Source organism: Kineosporia corallincola (assembly GCF_018499875.1).
Lineage (GTDB): Bacteria > Actinomycetota > Actinomycetes > Actinomycetales > Kineosporiaceae > Kineosporia > Kineosporia corallincola.
The window spans coordinates 375932-390730 of record NZ_JAHBAY010000003.1 but is presented as its reverse complement, the minus strand read 5'-3'; the positions used below and the strand labels follow the sequence as shown (position 1 = coordinate 390730).

The 14799-nt window shown below is 69.3% G+C and carries 12 protein-coding genes and 2 tRNA genes; 5 read left to right on the top strand and 9 right to left on the bottom strand.

Annotated elements, in window-relative coordinates; all coding sequences use genetic code 11:
* A complete protein-coding gene (locus KIH74_RS09005; protein WP_214155352.1) occupies positions 1 to 1839 on the top strand; it encodes a RiPP maturation radical SAM C-methyltransferase in 1839 nt (612 codons plus the stop codon).
* Positions 1840 to 2115: 276 nt separating this feature from the next.
* On the top strand, positions 2116 to 2649 hold the full coding sequence (locus KIH74_RS09000) for a hypothetical protein (protein ID WP_214155351.1): 534 nt from the start codon (positions 2116 to 2118) through the stop codon (positions 2647 to 2649).
* A gap of 7 nt (positions 2650 to 2656) precedes the next feature.
* Here KIH74_RS09000 and KIH74_RS08995 read toward each other — a convergent pair whose 3' ends face one another.
* From KIH74_RS08995 to KIH74_RS08985, 3 genes are all read right to left on the bottom strand, one after another.
* Positions 2657 to 3376: a metal-dependent transcriptional regulator gene (locus KIH74_RS08995; RefSeq protein ID WP_214155350.1), complete on the bottom strand. Its 720-nt coding sequence runs from the start codon at positions 3374 to 3376 to the stop codon at positions 2657 to 2659.
* Between the two features lie 196 nt (positions 3377 to 3572).
* Entirely contained in the window at positions 3573 to 3839 is a 267-nt protein-coding gene (locus KIH74_RS08990; protein WP_214155349.1) for a type II toxin-antitoxin system RelE family toxin, read from the bottom strand.
* Positions 3836 to 4120 carry a type II toxin-antitoxin system Phd/YefM family antitoxin gene (locus KIH74_RS08985; RefSeq protein WP_214155348.1) on the bottom strand — a complete coding sequence of 95 codons (285 nt, stop codon included), beginning with the start codon at positions 4118 to 4120 and terminating at the stop codon, positions 3836 to 3838. Before KIH74_RS08985 ends, KIH74_RS08990 begins: the two co-directional genes overlap by 4 nt.
* Before the next feature lie 199 nt (positions 4121 to 4319).
* On the opposite strand from KIH74_RS08985, the gene KIH74_RS08980 reads away from it, so the two are divergent.
* Genes KIH74_RS08980 through KIH74_RS08970 form a run of 3 tightly spaced genes read left to right on the top strand, consistent with a single transcriptional unit; the run spans position 4320 to position 5886 of the window.
* On the top strand, positions 4320 to 4763 hold the full coding sequence (locus tag KIH74_RS08980) for a hypothetical protein (RefSeq protein ID WP_214155347.1): 444 nt from the start codon (positions 4320 to 4322) through the stop codon (positions 4761 to 4763).
* 32 nt (positions 4764 to 4795) lie between these two features.
* Positions 4796 to 5299 carry an RNA polymerase sigma factor gene (locus KIH74_RS08975; protein WP_214155346.1) on the top strand — a complete coding sequence of 168 codons (504 nt, stop codon included), beginning with the start codon at positions 4796 to 4798 and terminating at the stop codon, positions 5297 to 5299.
* The gene (locus KIH74_RS08970) at positions 5296 to 5886 is read left to right on the top strand and encodes a hypothetical protein (protein WP_214155345.1); all 591 of its coding nucleotides are present in this window, start codon (positions 5296 to 5298) and stop codon (positions 5884 to 5886) included. Before KIH74_RS08975 ends, KIH74_RS08970 begins: the two co-directional genes overlap by 4 nt.
* A gap of 24 nt (positions 5887 to 5910) precedes the next feature.
* On the opposite strand, the gene KIH74_RS08965 is transcribed toward KIH74_RS08970, so the two are convergent.
* The 6 genes from KIH74_RS08965 to KIH74_RS08940 form a co-directional block, all read right to left on the bottom strand.
* Positions 5911 to 9252: a TerB N-terminal domain-containing protein gene (locus KIH74_RS08965; RefSeq protein ID WP_214155344.1), complete on the bottom strand. Its 3342-nt coding sequence runs from the start codon at positions 9250 to 9252 to the stop codon at positions 5911 to 5913.
* A 60-nt stretch (positions 9253 to 9312) separates the two neighbouring features.
* Positions 9313 to 9386: transfer RNA gene (locus tag KIH74_RS08960), tRNA-Asp, on the bottom strand.
* Between the two features lie 21 nt (positions 9387 to 9407).
* A tRNA-Glu gene (locus KIH74_RS08955) sits at positions 9408 to 9480 on the bottom strand.
* A 176-nt stretch (positions 9481 to 9656) separates the two neighbouring features.
* Complete coding sequence (locus KIH74_RS08950; protein ID WP_214155343.1) at positions 9657 to 11957, bottom strand: putative bifunctional diguanylate cyclase/phosphodiesterase; 2301 nt, start codon at positions 11955 to 11957, stop codon at positions 9657 to 9659.
* A gap of 138 nt (positions 11958 to 12095) precedes the next feature.
* Complete coding sequence (locus tag KIH74_RS08945; protein WP_214155342.1) at positions 12096 to 12320, bottom strand: hypothetical protein; 225 nt, start codon at positions 12318 to 12320, stop codon at positions 12096 to 12098.
* Between the two features lie 321 nt (positions 12321 to 12641).
* Complete coding sequence (locus tag KIH74_RS08940; RefSeq protein WP_214155341.1) at positions 12642 to 14705, bottom strand: hypothetical protein; 2064 nt, start codon at positions 14703 to 14705, stop codon at positions 12642 to 12644.
* Positions 14706 to 14799 lie beyond the last annotated feature (94 nt).

Genomic DNA, 14799 nt, shown 5'->3' with positions numbered 1-14799 from the left:
GTGAAGGTGCTGCTGATCAACATGCCGTTCGGGGCGGTGCGCCCGGCCATCGGCCCCAGCCTGCTCAAGGCAGCCCTGGACGCGCGCGGCTGGCCCACCACCATCGCGTACCTCAACCTGCGGTTCGCCAGAAGCCTCGGGGTGCAGGACTTCACCTACATCGCCGACCGCTCGCCCACGCAGAGCCTGGCGGGGGACTGGGTGTTCGCCGAGACCTTGTTCGGCCCACGCCCCGACGAGGAGTACCTGAACGTCTTCCGGGAACGGTTCGGCCGGTTCGGGCCGTGCGACGCGCAGATCGCCACCCTGCGCCGGGCCCGGCGGCACGCCGGCCCGTTCATCGAGGAGTGCCTGCGGGAGATCGACTGGGCGCACTACGACGTGATCGGCTTCACCTCGACCTTCACGCAGAACGTGGCGTCGCTCAGCCTGGCCCGCCGAATCAAGCAGGAACATCCCACCAAGACCATCGTTTTCGGCGGGGCCAACTGCGAGAACGAGATGGGCGTGGCGCTGCACCGGATGTTCGGCTGGGTCGACTTCGTGTGCAGCGGTGAGGGAGACATCAGTTTTCCGGCGCTGATCGAGGCCCTGGAGTCGGGCGCCGGTCCGCACGCGGTGCCGGGCATCATCTCCCGGCGCGACGGCGAGAGCGTCTACGTGTCGCTCACCCCGGAGCGGGTACGTGACCTCGACGTGCTGCCCTACCCGGACTTCACCGACTACTTCGAGCAGCTGCCGGGAACCGGCGCCGCGGGTGACAGTATCCTGATGGAGTCGTCACGAGGATGCTGGTGGGGCGAGAAGCACCACTGCACGTTCTGCGGGCTGAACGGCTCGGCGATGACGTTCCGGAGCAAGAGCGCAGACCGGGTTCTGGCCGAGATCACCGAGCAGACAAGGCGTTACCCGGCCAGCCAGGTCGAGATGGTCGACAACATCCTCGACATGGCCTACTTCCGGGACCTGCTGCCCGAACTGGCCCGGCGGCAGCTGAAGCTCGGCCTGTTCTACGAGACCAAGGCCAACCTGACCAAGGACCAGGTGCGCGAGATGCTGGCGGCGGGCGTCACCGCGATCCAGCCCGGGATCGAGAGCTTCAGCACGCCGGTGCTGAGGATCATGCGCAAGGGCACCACGGCGATGCAGAACATCCAGCTGCTCAAGTGGTGCCGGGAGCTGGGCATGAAGGTGTACTGGAACCTGCTCTACGGATTCCCGGGCGAGGACCCGGAGGACTACCGCGAGATGGCGGCGGTGGTGGCCCAGCTGACCCACCTGGACCCGCCGCAGGGCCTCGGCTCGATCCGGCTGGACCGGTTCAGCCCGAATTTCGAGTCGTCCGGGGCTCTGGGGTTCAGCAACGTGCGCCCGGACCGCAGCTACGGTTATGTGTACGGTCGGCCGGAGTCCGAACTGATGCAGCTGGCCTACTATTTCGAGCACGACTACGCCGACGCGCGCGATCCGCACGACTACGTGGCCGGCGTCGAGACCGAGATGCGCCGCTGGTTCGGTGCCGCGGGCGGTCGTGGTCTGGTGTCGGTGGACCACGGAGAACACCTGGCGGTGTGGGACTTCCGGCCGGTGGCGGTGCGCCGGCTGACGGTGCTGCGAGGTGCCGAGCGGGCGCTGTACCTGTTCTGCGACGCCCAGCACGCGCTGCCCGCGATCACGACGTTCGGGGCCGGGCAGGGGATGACGGCCGAGGCAGTGCGCGAGACCCTGGACCGGCTGGTGGCGGACCGGCTGATGCTGGCCCTGGACCGGCGATACCTGAGCCTGGCGGTGGCCCGGCCGGGGCGGCCGGCCGGGAGTGTCCCGGTGCTGGGGTTCTGACTCGCGGCTGGGAGGCCGACGTGGGAGGCCGACGTGGGCTGGCGGCGGATCGGCCGGGGCCACGGTCCCGTCGTCACCGTGTGGTCTGAGCCGGAGGGGCTCTTTTGTTTTGACACCGGCCTGAGCGGTTAGGTGGTGTCAAAAACCCATGTGTGCCCGCTGTCCTCACGGCCGCGAGCGGCCCGCCATGTGCGGTAGTGATCACCGGAGCGGTAGCTGATTGGTGCGCGGATGCCACGCTGCGTCAACATGTAGCGTGCGCAATCCGGATGAAAAGTGCATTCGTGGTGTGATCCGGTCGCGGACGAGGCGGCGCGGACGGACGTCGCCGTGCTGATGCTCGCCATGGTCTTCACCTGTTGCTGGGGTGTGGTCCAGCTGGCCGTGCTCGGGCAGCCCACCCGCTCGGTCCGGCTCGGAACCCTGTTTCTGGCGGCCGGTCTGGGCTTCTACGGGTGCGGGGTGCTGGCCGTCGCCCTGGAGTACGCCGTGACCCGGGTGTGGGCCGGGGCCACCGGTCAGCCGTTGAACCACGTGGTCGAGGTCGCCTCGTACACCGTCGACCCGTTCGTCGAAGAAGCCGTCAAGGTGCTGCCGCTGCTGATCCTGGCGTACGGCCTGCGCGGCCGACTCCAGCGAGCCTTCCTGGAGGACGAGTACACCGGCCCGCAGGAAGAACCGATCGCGGTCTCGTTCGTGGAGAACCTGCCCTACCCGAACGAGCCCGCGGCGGGGGTGGTGGAACTGCTCGGGCCCCGGTTGAGGGCCCAGCTGATCCGCCAGCGCGGAGCGCTGTATCCCAAGATGTAGCGGCCGGTCAGACCTGGGCCGCGAGCGTGCGGGGCTCGCCGGCTCCCGGGATGCCGGACAGGTCGGCTCCCACGGGGGCGACGAAGATGTGCCGGGCCACCTGCCCGGACAGCCGCACACCGGCGTCCTCCGCATTGACCAGGGTGACCCCCGAGGTGTGGCGCTCGGTGACGGTGACGGTGGCGCCGGGGGTGAGGCCCTGGTCCATGAGCTCCTGGAGGGCGCTCGGGTCGGCCTGGAGGGGCTCGCCGATCCAGGCGATCCTGATCGGCTCGTGCCCGTCGTGCCGGACCAGGTTCTCGGTGCCGGCGCTGACGCCCGCCTCGATCGGGTTGCCGTAGGGCGAGTAGCGGGGGTGGCCGAGCAGCTGGGCCACGAGGCTCTCGGTGTGGTCGCTGATCACATGTTCCCAGCGGCAGGCCTCGGTGTGCAGCAGCGGCCACTCCAGCCCGACCACCTGGTGCAGGAAGACCTCGGTGAGACGGTGCTTGCGCATCACGTTCCCGGCCGTGGCCCGCCCGGACTCGGTCAGCACGAGCTGCCGGTCACCACCCAGGTCGAGCAGATTGTTGCGGCGCAGCCGGTCGACGGTCTGGCTGACCGTGGGGCCGGACTGGTCGAAACGCTCCACCAGCCGGGCGCGCAGCGGAACCACGCCCTCCTCCTCGAGCTCGAGGACGGCCTTGAGGTACATCTCGCCGGTGTCGACGAGGTCGTGGTCGTTCATGGGAGTCCACCTTTCTGCCCGAGGGCATGGGATGAACATAGACCCTAGATTTGAGTCAATCAAATCTAGATGGATGAGATGACGTCTGCGAGACATCGACCCGTGGTCCACCTGTCTGAAGCGCTCGCGACCTGATTCCTCCGCAGGCGATCGGGTGAAGATCGCATCCGCCGGGTGAGGTGGCGCTGAGGTGATGTCAGCCGGAGCGGTAGGCATCCCGTCGGTGCCGGACGCGGACCACATGTACCTCGATCAGCGCTTCGCCGACGTGATAGACGATCCGGAACGTTCCTCTACGTGCGGAACGGAGGCCGTGCAGATCATTCATCAGGGGTTTGCCCACGCGATGTGGCTCCTGTGACAGCGGCCCGGCGATGAACTCAAGGACCGCTGGAAGTACCTTCTCGGGTAGCTTCGCCAGATCGCGTTTTGCGGATGCGGCAAGGACGATCTTGTATGTCACAGACCTAGCTCCCGCCGAACTTCGTCGAGGGTAAAGACATTTCCTGCCTCGATGTCGGCAAGCCCTTCGCGGATGGCAGCCACTTCGTCAGGGTCGCTGAGAATCTCCAGCGTCTCTTCGAGTGCTTCCAGGTCGTCGACGGACATGAGTATCGCGTCCGCCTCTCCGTTGCGGGTGATGCGGTAGCGGGCATGGGTGGTCTTCACGTTGTCCAAGAGTTCTCGCAGGTTGGCGCGAGCGTCCGCCATGGAGATGTGGGTGGCGCCGAAGGGGATCGTCATGTACATGATGGTGTACGTCACCTCAAGGGTCGTCAACGATGCGTGGCGTGGGTGTCCACGTGGACCTACCTGAGTGGGGCCCTCAAAGAATACGGATATTCGCTACTTGTACCGGCTTTCCAGGATTTCAGGACGGTGGGAGTGCAGCATCGGCCGGGCCGGAGCGAAATTCCGGCCCCGTGGCCGGACATGAATCGCCATGAAGCCGATCATTCTCGCCCTGCTGGCCGCGCTCACCATGGCCGGCTGCTCATCCGCCAACGCCAACGTCGGCACCGATGCCGGTGCCACGCCCGGTTCGGTCACCGAGGTCACGACGAGCGGCGGCGCCACCGTCCGCTGTGCCCGGCCCATTGATCCGGAACACCTGAGGGACGCCGATCTCGTCTTCCGCGGAACGGTCATCCAGGTCTCGGGCGGGATCGCGACCCTGCACGTCGACCGGACCTTCGTCGGCGACGTCGGCGGACCGGTCCGGGTGCGGGCGGAGGTGCCCCCGGAGGCCATGGGCGGTGGCGCCACGTTCACCCGGGGCCGGAGCTACCTGATCACCGTCAGCGACAGCTGGGTGGCCGACTGCCTCAGCGGCCCGGCCGACGACCCCGACCTCCAGAAATATTATGAGGTGGCGTTCGGCGGCTGAAAGGATCTGGGCCCGGCCGGACATGGGAGGGCATGGAGGCAGTGACCCGTACCCGGTTCGAAGGGCTGGTCGCCGAGCTGATCGAGCCGCTGCGGCGGTTCCTGGCCCGGCGCACCGACCCGGCGACCGCCGAGGACGTCCTCGCCGAGACCCTGCTGGTGTGCTGGCGCAGGCTGTCCGAGATCCCGGCCGAGCCGCTGCCCTGGGCCTACGGTGTGGCCCGCAACTGCCTGGCCAACGCGGAGCGCTCGCGGCGCCGGCAGGACCGTCTGGTGGCCCGCCTCGTCACGCTCGATCCGCCGGGTCCACCGGCCGGCGACGCCTCCGTCGACCTGACGACGGCACTGGCGCGGCTGCGTCCCCAGGACGCCGAACTGCTGCGGCTGTGGGCCTGGGAAGAACTGGCGGCAGCCGAGATCGGCCAGGTACTGGGCATTTCGGCGAACGCGGCGACCATCCGGCTGCACCGGGCCCGGGAGCGGCTGAGGGCCGAACTCGAACGATCCGGTACCGGGAACGAGAGGAGGAAGCGATGACCGAGGACGACCTGCGAGCCCGGCTGCGTCGTGCGGATCCGGCGGTGTCGCTCGAACCGCTCTCCGCCGAGCGGGTTTCCGGCCTCACCGCTTCAGTCATGGACGCCGGCCGCACCGATGTTTCCCGGCAGCGGCGGAGTCTGTGGTCGGGTCGGGCGAGGCCGGTCGCCGGTGCCGTTCTGCTGGCGGCGGCCGCGGCCGGGATCTTCGCCGGGGTGAAGGGGAACGTGAGGGACGAGCCGGCGCCCGTCGTCCAGCGGGTCCAGGGTGGAGGTGGTGCGACGTTCAAGTGCGCGGCGCCCTCCGCGGACGGGCTTATCGGCGTGGAACTGGCGGTGGAGGGAACGGTCCGGAGCGTCTCGTCCGGTGTGGTCACGCTCGATGTCTCCCGGGTCTGGGCCGGGTCCCCGGTCGGCGTGCTGGAGGTGGCCCAGACCAGCGGCGCTTCGGAATCCCTGCTCGGGGCCGACTCTTTCGAGGTGGGCGGCAGGTATCTGGTGGCGGTCGAGGGTGGCGCCGTCCGGGGGTGCGGGTACAGCGGGCCGGCCTCCTCGGAACTGCGGGCTCTGTACGACGAGGCCTTCTGAGGCGCTGCCCGTGGTCCGGGTCGTTCACGGGGACGACGTGTCGCCCCTGGTCAGGAGGTCGGCGAGCAGGGCGGCCGGGGTGGCGGAGCCGTCGTCGTCACCCAGCCACTGGCTGTAGGCGTCGAGCTCGTCGGCGCAGGCCTGGGCCACGGCGGAGATCGCCTTCAGGGTGTCGGGCGCATGGACGACGTCGGGTACGCCGAACGTCAGCTCGATCCGGGGCAGATCGCCGGCTGCCGGCCGGTAGGACAGGCTCAGGGGCGGCCCGTCCGGGCTGATCACGAGGCCCTGGCCGTGATGCTCGTGGTAGCGGGTGCGGAACAGCGGAGCGAACTCCGCCGGGCGCCGGGTCACCAGAGGCGGCAGCGGGTTGCCGGGAGCGGCGGTCGCCCAGGCGAGGGCCCACGATGCCGGCAAAGGCCTTTCCTGACGGGCGAACTCACCCAGCCGGCGGCGCAGCCACACGGTCGGGGGCTCGGCCGGCGGCCGGCTTCGGCCGGGGCCGGGGTCGTTGTCGAGAGTGGCGTCGAGGTCGGGGCCGGGGTCGGCGTCCAGGTCGACGGCCCCGTCGGCCTCGACCCAGGCGGCTGCCTCGACGAGTGCGTCAGCGCTCGTGCCGAAGGCCTCGTTCTCCGCGAAAACGGTTTTCAGGCGCCGTACCTCGGCAACGATCGCGGAGATCTCGGCGCGGGCCCGCTGGTCGCCGCCGTGGGCGTCCACCATGATGCGCCGTTCGAGGCCGTAGAGGAAAATGGTGCCGAAAACCGCCGGTGGAGCAGCGGGTTCCCGGCGCCCGGAAGCCAGCCAGGACAGATAGGCGTTGCGCTGGCCGGTTTTCAGGGTGTGATAGCTGGGGTTCTTGCCGATTCCGTCACCGGTCCAGTCCGGGGTGCCGGTGGCCGAGTCCAGGCCCGGGTCGATGAGCCCCGGCTCGCCGTTGAGGCGTTCCGAGCGGCGGGAGCGGCGTCCCACATAGATCAGGCCGGGCAGGACGAACGATCCGACCTCGACGGTCTGCTCCGGCCCGAACCACTGGGGACCGTGCGTGATCGGCCTGCGAGCGCCGGAAAGCGGGCTTTCGTCCATGCGTTGAGGAGCATTCGCGGCCGGTGAGGTGCGAGCGGTCTCAGGAGTGCCCGAGGTTCTGCGACTCCTGGCGACGGCGAGGGGAATGGGTGCCGTGGCGTCGGGCGGCAGAGCGGATCTGACCGGTGCCGAGGGAATCGCCCCGGCCTTCTGCGCCGAGTCGTCGGTGCGGGGCTGGGCCTCGGAATCGGGCTGCGGCGCGCGATGGCTGGTCGGCGGATCGTTCGGGCGCGGGGCAGGCTGCTGATCGAGTGCGGATGGCCTTGCGGCCCAGGGCTTTGCGTGGTTCGCGGGGAAGGGGATGCCGATGCGGGGCAGAGCGGCGGTCTCCGGGGCGGCCGGACGTGCCGGGGTGGTGAGAGGAGACGCGACCGATCCTGGGGTGGCCTGCGAGCTCTCGGACGCCGGAAAGTTTTCCGAGACTGCCGAGCCTTGCAGCGGGATCGAGCTCTCGGGCGCTGTCGGGTCCTGGTGGTTCGCCGCGTCCGGTTGCGGGGCGGAGATGCCGGCCTGCCGCGAGACGAGCGTGGGCAGCGAAGCCGGTGACGCGTCGTCCGGAGTTTCCGCTGTCTTGCCCCTGCTCTCGTCGGCGGGCGAGTGCTCGGTCGCTGTGGCCTTCTGCGTCGCCTCGACCACCGGGGGTGCTTCGGCTGCCTTGAGCGCCTCGGCTGTGCCGACCACGTCGACTGTTTCTGCCATGCCGGCCGCGTCGAGCGTTCCCGCCGGATTGACCTGGTCGTTCGCCTCGACCGCCTCGGCTGTGCCGACCGTGTTGACCGCCGCGCCCGTCGTAGCCGTCTCGACCGACGTGGCTGCCTCGTTCGCGTCGGTCGTCTCGGTCGCCTTGCCGCCCTTGATTGCCCCGGCCGCTTCGGCTGTTTCGTTGGCCTCGGCTGTCTTGTCGGCCTTGGTTGTCTTGGCTTCGGTTGTCTCGTCCGCTTCAGTCGTCTTCCCGGCCTTGGCTGCCTCGACCGTCTCGACCGCTGGGGACGTTTCTGCCACTTGGGCTGTCTCGTTCGCTTCGGTCACCCTGGCCTTTTCGGCCTTTTCGGCCTTTTCGGCCGTCTCGACCGGTTCGGCCGTCTCGACCGGTTCGGCCGTCTCGACCGGTTCGGCCGTCTCGACCGGTTCGGCCGTCTCGAACGGTTCGGCCGGCTCGACCGGTTCGGCCGTCTCGACCGGTCCGGCCGGCTCGGCCGCTTCGGCCGTCTCGACCGGTCCGGCCGTCTCGGCCGCTTCGGCCGGTCCGGCCGTCTCGGCCGCTTCGAACGCCTCGGCCTTCGGGGTGGCCCGGGACAACTCCGGATCATCTTCGGCGGTCGCCTCAGCCGGGGCGACGGGGGTGACGGGGGCGACCGGAGCGACCGGAGCGACCAGAGCGACCGGGGGGAGGCCCGGTTCGTCGACGCCGTCCGGCCGGGACTTCGGTTCCGGGCCGGCGTCGGTGAGTGTTGCCGGGCCGGTGTCGGGGTCCACGCCGGGCTCTCGCTCCGCGATCGGCGCGGGCTCGGGGGTGCTCCAGGTGACGGCCGTCGACAGGGTCTCCGGCTCGCGTCGCAGGAAGGCCTGCGTGGCGGCCTCCGGCACGTGCTCCGGTTCGTGGTTGGCGGCGATCCAGGTGAGGGCTGCCTGGAGGTGATCCGTCTCGTCACCTGGTGCGGCCGGAGCCGCCGCGGCCCGGCGAGGTGCTGGTCCGGGGGGTGGCGTGGTCCGGGCACGGATCGGCAGCGGGAGCCCGGCCTCTGCGGCGTTGTCGGGTGAACGCCAGGGCCGGGCCTCCGGGGCGTCCGGCCCTGCTTCCTGGAGGCTTCGGGCGTCTTCAGGCAGGTGCGGCGGTGCCTGCGGAATCCGGCGGGGTGCCAGGGCGACGGTGATCATGTCGCGCAGCCAGAGCACTCCGTCGGCATGCTCGCGCTGGAAACGCAGCCGGACGGGGTGCGGGCGGACATCGAACGTCACCGTCCCGTGCCGCTGGGTGCCGGGCTCGGAGACCTCGACGCCGAGGACGTCCACCATGGCGACGATCAGACGCCGGGAGCCCAGCTCACGGGCGACGGCGGGGAACCCGGCCTCGACGACCAGGCGGGTTCCGTCGAACCGGGCCTGGGCGCCGAGCAGGGGGATCCGCGTCTCGTGCAGCCACGGGGCTTCGCGCGGAACGGCGGGGTGAGGGGTGGGGCGGGCGTGCTCGGTCCAGCGTTCGCCGTCCCACCACCGGTCGCGGCCAGGGATCTGGACGTCGAGATACCAGCCGGCCGGAGGCAGGAGCGGAGCGGACAACGTGCCGGGCCTCTTCCCTCGCGTTTCGGTCGGGTCAAGCTGGCGAGCTGCCGGATGAGGCGACCCTGACGGGACTTGAACCCGCGACCTCCGCCTTGACAGGGCGGCGCGCTAACCAACTGCGCTACAGGGCCTTGCATGTGCTGTTGGTGCCGTACCCCCAACGGGATTTGAACCCGTGCTACCGCCTTGAGAGGGCGGCGTCCTAGGCCGCTAGACGATGGGGGCCTGCGACTCGCGGCTGAGCTGTGGGCTCATCCGCGGACTTGAGAAAGCTTAGAGGATGAAGGGGCCGTCCTCCAAAATGGGGGGCCGCGGGGTGCGGTGGGGTCGTGCTGGAGGGCCGGTCGTCGGCCCGACGTGGCGGCGAAAACCCCTTCGCCCCAGTTCGTTCGGCGTACTGATCAATCGCCCGGGCGCTCTCCCGCCGACGGTGGTGAGCGACGCGGCACCAGATCCCGCCCCACGTCCAGGCTCTCCTGCGGCCGCGCGAACAAGTACCCCTGCGCGGAATCACACCCCACCCGTTGCAGTGCGAGTACCTGCTCCTCGTGCTCGATGCCCTCGGCGATGACGCTGAGCCCGAAGGCGTGGGCGGCGCGCACCACCAGCTCGACCAGCTCGGCGGCACCCGGGCGCTGGGAGCCGACCAGGCTCTTGTCGATCTTCAGGGTGTCGGCGTTCAGGAACTGGAGCTGCCCGATGGAGGTGTAGCCGGTGCCGAAGTCGTCGATGCTGATCTTGACGCCCAGCTCCCGCAGCGCCCGCAGGTGGGGCGCGGCGGCGGGCTCGTCGATCAGGACGGTCTCGGTGATCTCCAGCACCAGCAGCTCCGGCGGCAGCTGCGCGGCCCGCAGGGCGTTCTTCACGTCGGTCACGATGCTCGCGGCGGCCAGGTGGCGGCCCGAGATGTTCACGGCGATCGTGACGGGGGAGCCGGGCTCCTCGTCGTCCATGGTTCTGGTCTGCAACCACCGGGCGAACCGGAGTGTCGCCTCACCCAGGACCCAGCGTCCCAGATGGCAGATCAGGGTGGATTTCTCGGCGGTGGGGATGAACGAGTCCGGCATGGTCAGCCCGTGTCCCGGGCGGTTCCAGCGGACCAGGGCCTCGTAACCCTCCAGTGTGGCGCCGTCCACGCGCACGACGGGCTGGTAGTGCAGCAGGAACTCGCCGGCTGCCAGGCCCTCGCGTATCGCCTCCTCCAGCTCGGCCCGCTCGTCCAACTGGCGGCGCAGGGCCTCGTCGAACACCTCAACCCGTCCGCGACCTGCGGACTTGGCCCGGTAGGCGGCTGCGTCGGCCTCGTGCAGCAGTCCCGCGGCGTCGGTCCCGCCGTCCCGGTTGACGGCCACGCCGATGCTCGCGCCGATCACCACGTCGTGCCCTCCGGCGCGCATCGGCGCGGAGATGCTGGCGACCAGGCGCTCGGCCAGATCGATGAGATCCCTCTCGGTGGAGACCGATTCGATCAGGACGACGAACTCGTCACCGCCCAGGCGGCCGATGCTGTCGCCCGCGCGAATGAGACGCTTCATCCTGGCGGCGGTTTCGCGTAGTACGTCGTCCCCCGCTCGATGACCGTGGGTGTCGTTGACCGCCTTGAAGTGATCGAGGTCGATGAAGAGCAGCCCGACCGGTCCTCCGGAACGCTGCCCGCGGTGCAGTCCGGCTTCTATCAGTTCGAGAGCCCTTGCCCGGTTGGCCAGTTCGGTGAGCGAGTCGTGAGCCGCCTGGTAGGCCAGGTCGTTCTGGAGACGAACCCGCTGCTCGGTGGAGACGACGACCTGCTGGATGGCCGCGTTCATGCGCATCACCACGAGGCTGAACAGGACGATGGACGCGAGGGCCACCGCCCAGACGCTGGGCGCCGTACCGGAGATCAGCTGGACAATGAGGATGACCGGGGCCAGGAGGACGGCCACGGTGAGTGCGGTCAGGCGCCGGCGGGTGAACGGGACCGGCTTGTGGACGTGGGTCTCGGTGAGTTCGCGCATCGAGGGATGCAGCGCCGCCGACCCCCAGAGGACGTAGGACGCCAGCCACACCAGATCGACGGCGCTGCTCTCGTACCCGGAGGTCGCGATCAGGACGGCGAACACCGAGTCCGCGACCAGCAGCGCCAGGGCGGCGCCGGTGAGCAGGCGGAAGGCGGGAGTGCGGCCGCCGGGCACGATGACCAGCCGCATCAGGACGGCGAGGAGCAAGATGTCGGCGGCCGGATAGGCCACTCCCACGACCTTTTCCGGGAACGACAGATCACCGGCCCGGGCGATCGGCGCGCCCAGCACCACCCACGACACCAGGGCCAGGCCGGCGGTGAGGACGCCGCTGTCGATCAGGCCCGCGACGTCCCGCCTTTGCTGCCGCGCTCGCACCAGCACCACGAAGCCCGCCGAGACCAGGGGATAGGCCAGGAGGTAGACGCCGTCGGCCGGCGAGGGGTAGGGATCGATGTGGGCGACGTCCTGGTACCAGCTGAACAGGGTGTCGGCGCAGACCCACATCAGCTGGCCGGCCGCCATCGCCCACCACGCCCAGGGGCGGGCAGGTCGGTGACGCAGGACGCCGGCGGCGATGGCGGCCACGCTGGACAGGCCGACCACGCCGTAGATCAGGTCACGGGGGACGCCGGCCGGGAACAGCAGGTACACCGCGACGACGAGCACGCCCGTGCCGAGGTACGCCTTCCAGAACCGGTCCATTTCTTGGGGGATCGGCAGCCGGGGGTGGGTCCTGAGCCGGTCTTGAGGTTCGTCACCCGATCGCTCGGGAGTACGGCTGGTCCAGGTCGACGGGAGCGGGGCGCCGAGCCGGCGTTCCGGCTCAGCGCCCCGAAGGCGTCAGCCCTCGCGGTCGGCCAGCGTGACCAGGGCGGCCGCGAACGTGAAGAACTTGTTCGTGCCCAGGTCGCGGACGGTCTTGATGTTGAAGTCGGCGGCCAGGTGCTCGGCGTCCGCCTCCGTCACACCGGACAGCGCGGACACGGGGGCGTCCAGGATCTCCTTGACGCTGCTGCTCTTGAAGCCCTTGTCCAGCGCCTTGGAGAGCTCGATCGAAACGGCCATGGTCTACCTCCCGGGATGTCGTGTACCGGGCCATTCACCCGATATCGGCATGGAGCCTGCCACGGACGGGGCGAATGCGACGAAAGGTGCTGTACAGCGCGGGTGCGGTACGCGGGCCGTGAGGGCTGAAGGCAGCGGGCGTAAGAGGTTTCGACTGTGCGTTCGGTGTTCGTGCAGTCACGGGGCGAACTGGATCGCTCGGCTCCAGACATCCCCCGCCCTGATTGAACCGGATCGGGTCCGGTCGAAGCGGTGCTCGACGTGACGGGACCGCGGACGGGGCGGCCCGCCATCGGAAATACACAGGCCTGATTCCGGCCGTCAGTTCGTGCGCTTGGTGGGCAGGTGCTGCCCGATGTGCCCCACATAGATCTTCGCGGAGCGCGATGTGTCGTCGTAGTAGTGCAGGCGAGGACTGATCATGCCCGACTGCGCGATCTTGAAGTGGGCCATCATCTCGACCCACCCCGTCGCGACGACGGATTCCGGAACCGGAAGAACTCGCGCATCGCGGAATTTCGAGTTGTTCCGCACATCCTCGGACTCGCTGACGGCGTGGCGGTTCGCCGAGTAGCCGCGGTAGCCGTCGGGAGTGTTACGCAGGTATCCGGCGACATCCGTGGTGCAGTGCCCGGCGAGCGAGGCAGCTGCGTAGTCGTCCAGCACGCCGAGGATCTGCCAGGTCTTGCGTGCCCACTCGCCGAGGGGGTCGTGCTGGGTCAGGCTCATGGGCACGGACTCCGGGCACGTGATCACGACATGTTCGAGGTCTTGCGCCCTGATGAGGACCTCCTCGAAATCGCTGACCTCGTCACGGGTCGACGGCGCCGATCCGGCGTACACCAGGTCGGCTTGGTTCGAGTCGATCAGCTGCTTCTCGAGGTAGGCGTTGCGCCGGCGGGCGGCGTCGAGTTCGGCCAGCGCCTCGGAGTGCTCGAGCTGTTCGTCGTCCAGGCGCCATCGCAGTTTCTTCTGGTCGGAGGCGCTGTCTTCCAATTCGTCGCGCAGGCGCGACAACTGGGTGACGACGCGCTCCTGGTTCTCGCGCGCCGCCAGTCCGAGTAGCGCGAGCTCGGCGAGGCGTTCCCAGTGGGCCGCCTTCGGCTCGTCCACCTGAAACACGCGCTGCACGGCAGCGAGAGCCGAGGCGTCGACCGGGGAGGCCCGAACCGGCTGCGGGATCTGTGCCGCGGTGATCTCCACCGGACGTGACAGGGTGGGAATCTGCGAGGCCACCGGCGCGACCGGCTGCTCCGGCGGGGCGACCAGCAAACGGTCCAGGTGGTCGGCGATCCGCCGCTCGATCCTCCGCACCTTGCCCGGCAGTTCGGCCCGGAGCATCTCGTCATGGGCCCGGTTGCGCAGGAGCGACGACATCCGGCTGTGGGTGTCGCGGCTGATCCGCGCCGTGCTGAGAATGCGGTGCCGCAGGGCGTCGAGTTCGCTCGCCGGATCGGCGCCCGGCATGTAAGTGCGCACGCTGCCCGGCGAAACGGCGTGTGAGCGGCCGAGGCTCTCGGCCAGCAGGACGGTCGCCGCCGAATCGAGGAAGTACTTGCCGGCCAGACCGGTCGATGCGGCGAGCAGCCGCTTCACGAACGTGTACCACCTGTCGTAGGGCAGGCTTTCGTGCATCCCGGCGACGAACACCAGCCCACGACGATCAGGATCGCAGATCACGTCGACCAGGGCATCCACGTCATCGGTCCGTACGATCTTGGGTACGTCACCCAGCTCGGACAGCGAGTCATGGGCCGACAGCGCCCCGGTGAGCAGCTTGGCCAGGCGGGGCGGGCCGGGTTTGGACGGGCCGCTGACCTCGAGGAGGACCGCGGCATCGTCCGTCGGGCGTCCGGGCAGGTGAACGGTGAGTTTCGAGGTCCAGGTGCCGTTCAGCGCCTCGATCACCCGGGCATGGAAGATGACGGAGCCGTCGGTCTCCTTCAGATGGTGTGTCGAACCTGTGACACTCTTGGCCAACGGCACGAGCTCGTCGTCCCGCAGGGCGTCCGCGTCGTAGTTCTTTGACCGTAACCAGCTGACCAGCTGCGCTGTGACCGCGCCGACGATGTCGGGCTCTTCCTGCTGGGGCACGGAGAAGAGTGAGCGAAAACCGAGGCGCGAGTGTGTGACTGCGGCAGGGTCGTCCATGACGAGGCGCGTACCAATCTTCCGTGACCGTCGCTGGTTCGCACGGAAGCGTACGCCCGTCAGACGTCCGTCTCCGCCAGATTCCGGGGTTGAAGTGCGGTCCAGGGACAGAACGAGATTCTGCGGTGGGTCGCCACGAAGAAGACGCGCAGTCGTTCGGTTTCGGCGCAGCGTTCCTGGGTTCGGCTGCCGGGTTGCCGGGTTGCCGGGCCCGCCGCGGAACGCCGTACTCATGGTGCTCGCGGGGATCCGGGAACCGTGCACTTGCCGATCGTCAGGGCAGAACGAGTTCATGGTTCGTCGGGCGGGTCCTTGATGTCCCTGCGGG

Excerpts from the sequence above, each read along its gene's own strand:
- KIH74_RS08995 (WP_214155350.1), bottom strand. The coding sequence starts at position 3,376 with ATGAACGACCACGACCTCGTCGACACCGGCGAGATGTACCTCAAGGCC.
- KIH74_RS08985 (WP_214155348.1), bottom strand. The coding sequence starts at position 4,120 with ATGACGATCCCCTTCGGCGCCACCCACATCTCCATGGCGGACGCTCGC.
- KIH74_RS08980 (WP_214155347.1), top strand. The coding sequence starts at position 4,320 with ATGAAGCCGATCATTCTCGCCCTGCTGGCCGCGCTCACCATGGCCGGC.
- KIH74_RS08975 (WP_214155346.1), top strand. The coding sequence starts at position 4,796 with ATGGAGGCAGTGACCCGTACCCGGTTCGAAGGGCTGGTCGCCGAGCTG.
- KIH74_RS08970 (WP_214155345.1), top strand. The coding sequence starts at position 5,296 with ATGACCGAGGACGACCTGCGAGCCCGGCTGCGTCGTGCGGATCCGGCG.
- KIH74_RS08950 (WP_214155343.1), bottom strand. The coding sequence starts at position 11,957 with ATGGACCGGTTCTGGAAGGCGTACCTCGGCACGGGCGTGCTCGTCGTC.
- KIH74_RS08945 (WP_214155342.1), bottom strand. The coding sequence starts at position 12,320 with ATGGCCGTTTCGATCGAGCTCTCCAAGGCGCTGGACAAGGGCTTCAAG.
- KIH74_RS08940 (WP_214155341.1), bottom strand. The coding sequence starts at position 14,705 with ATGAGTACGGCGTTCCGCGGCGGGCCCGGCAACCCGGCAACCCGGCAG.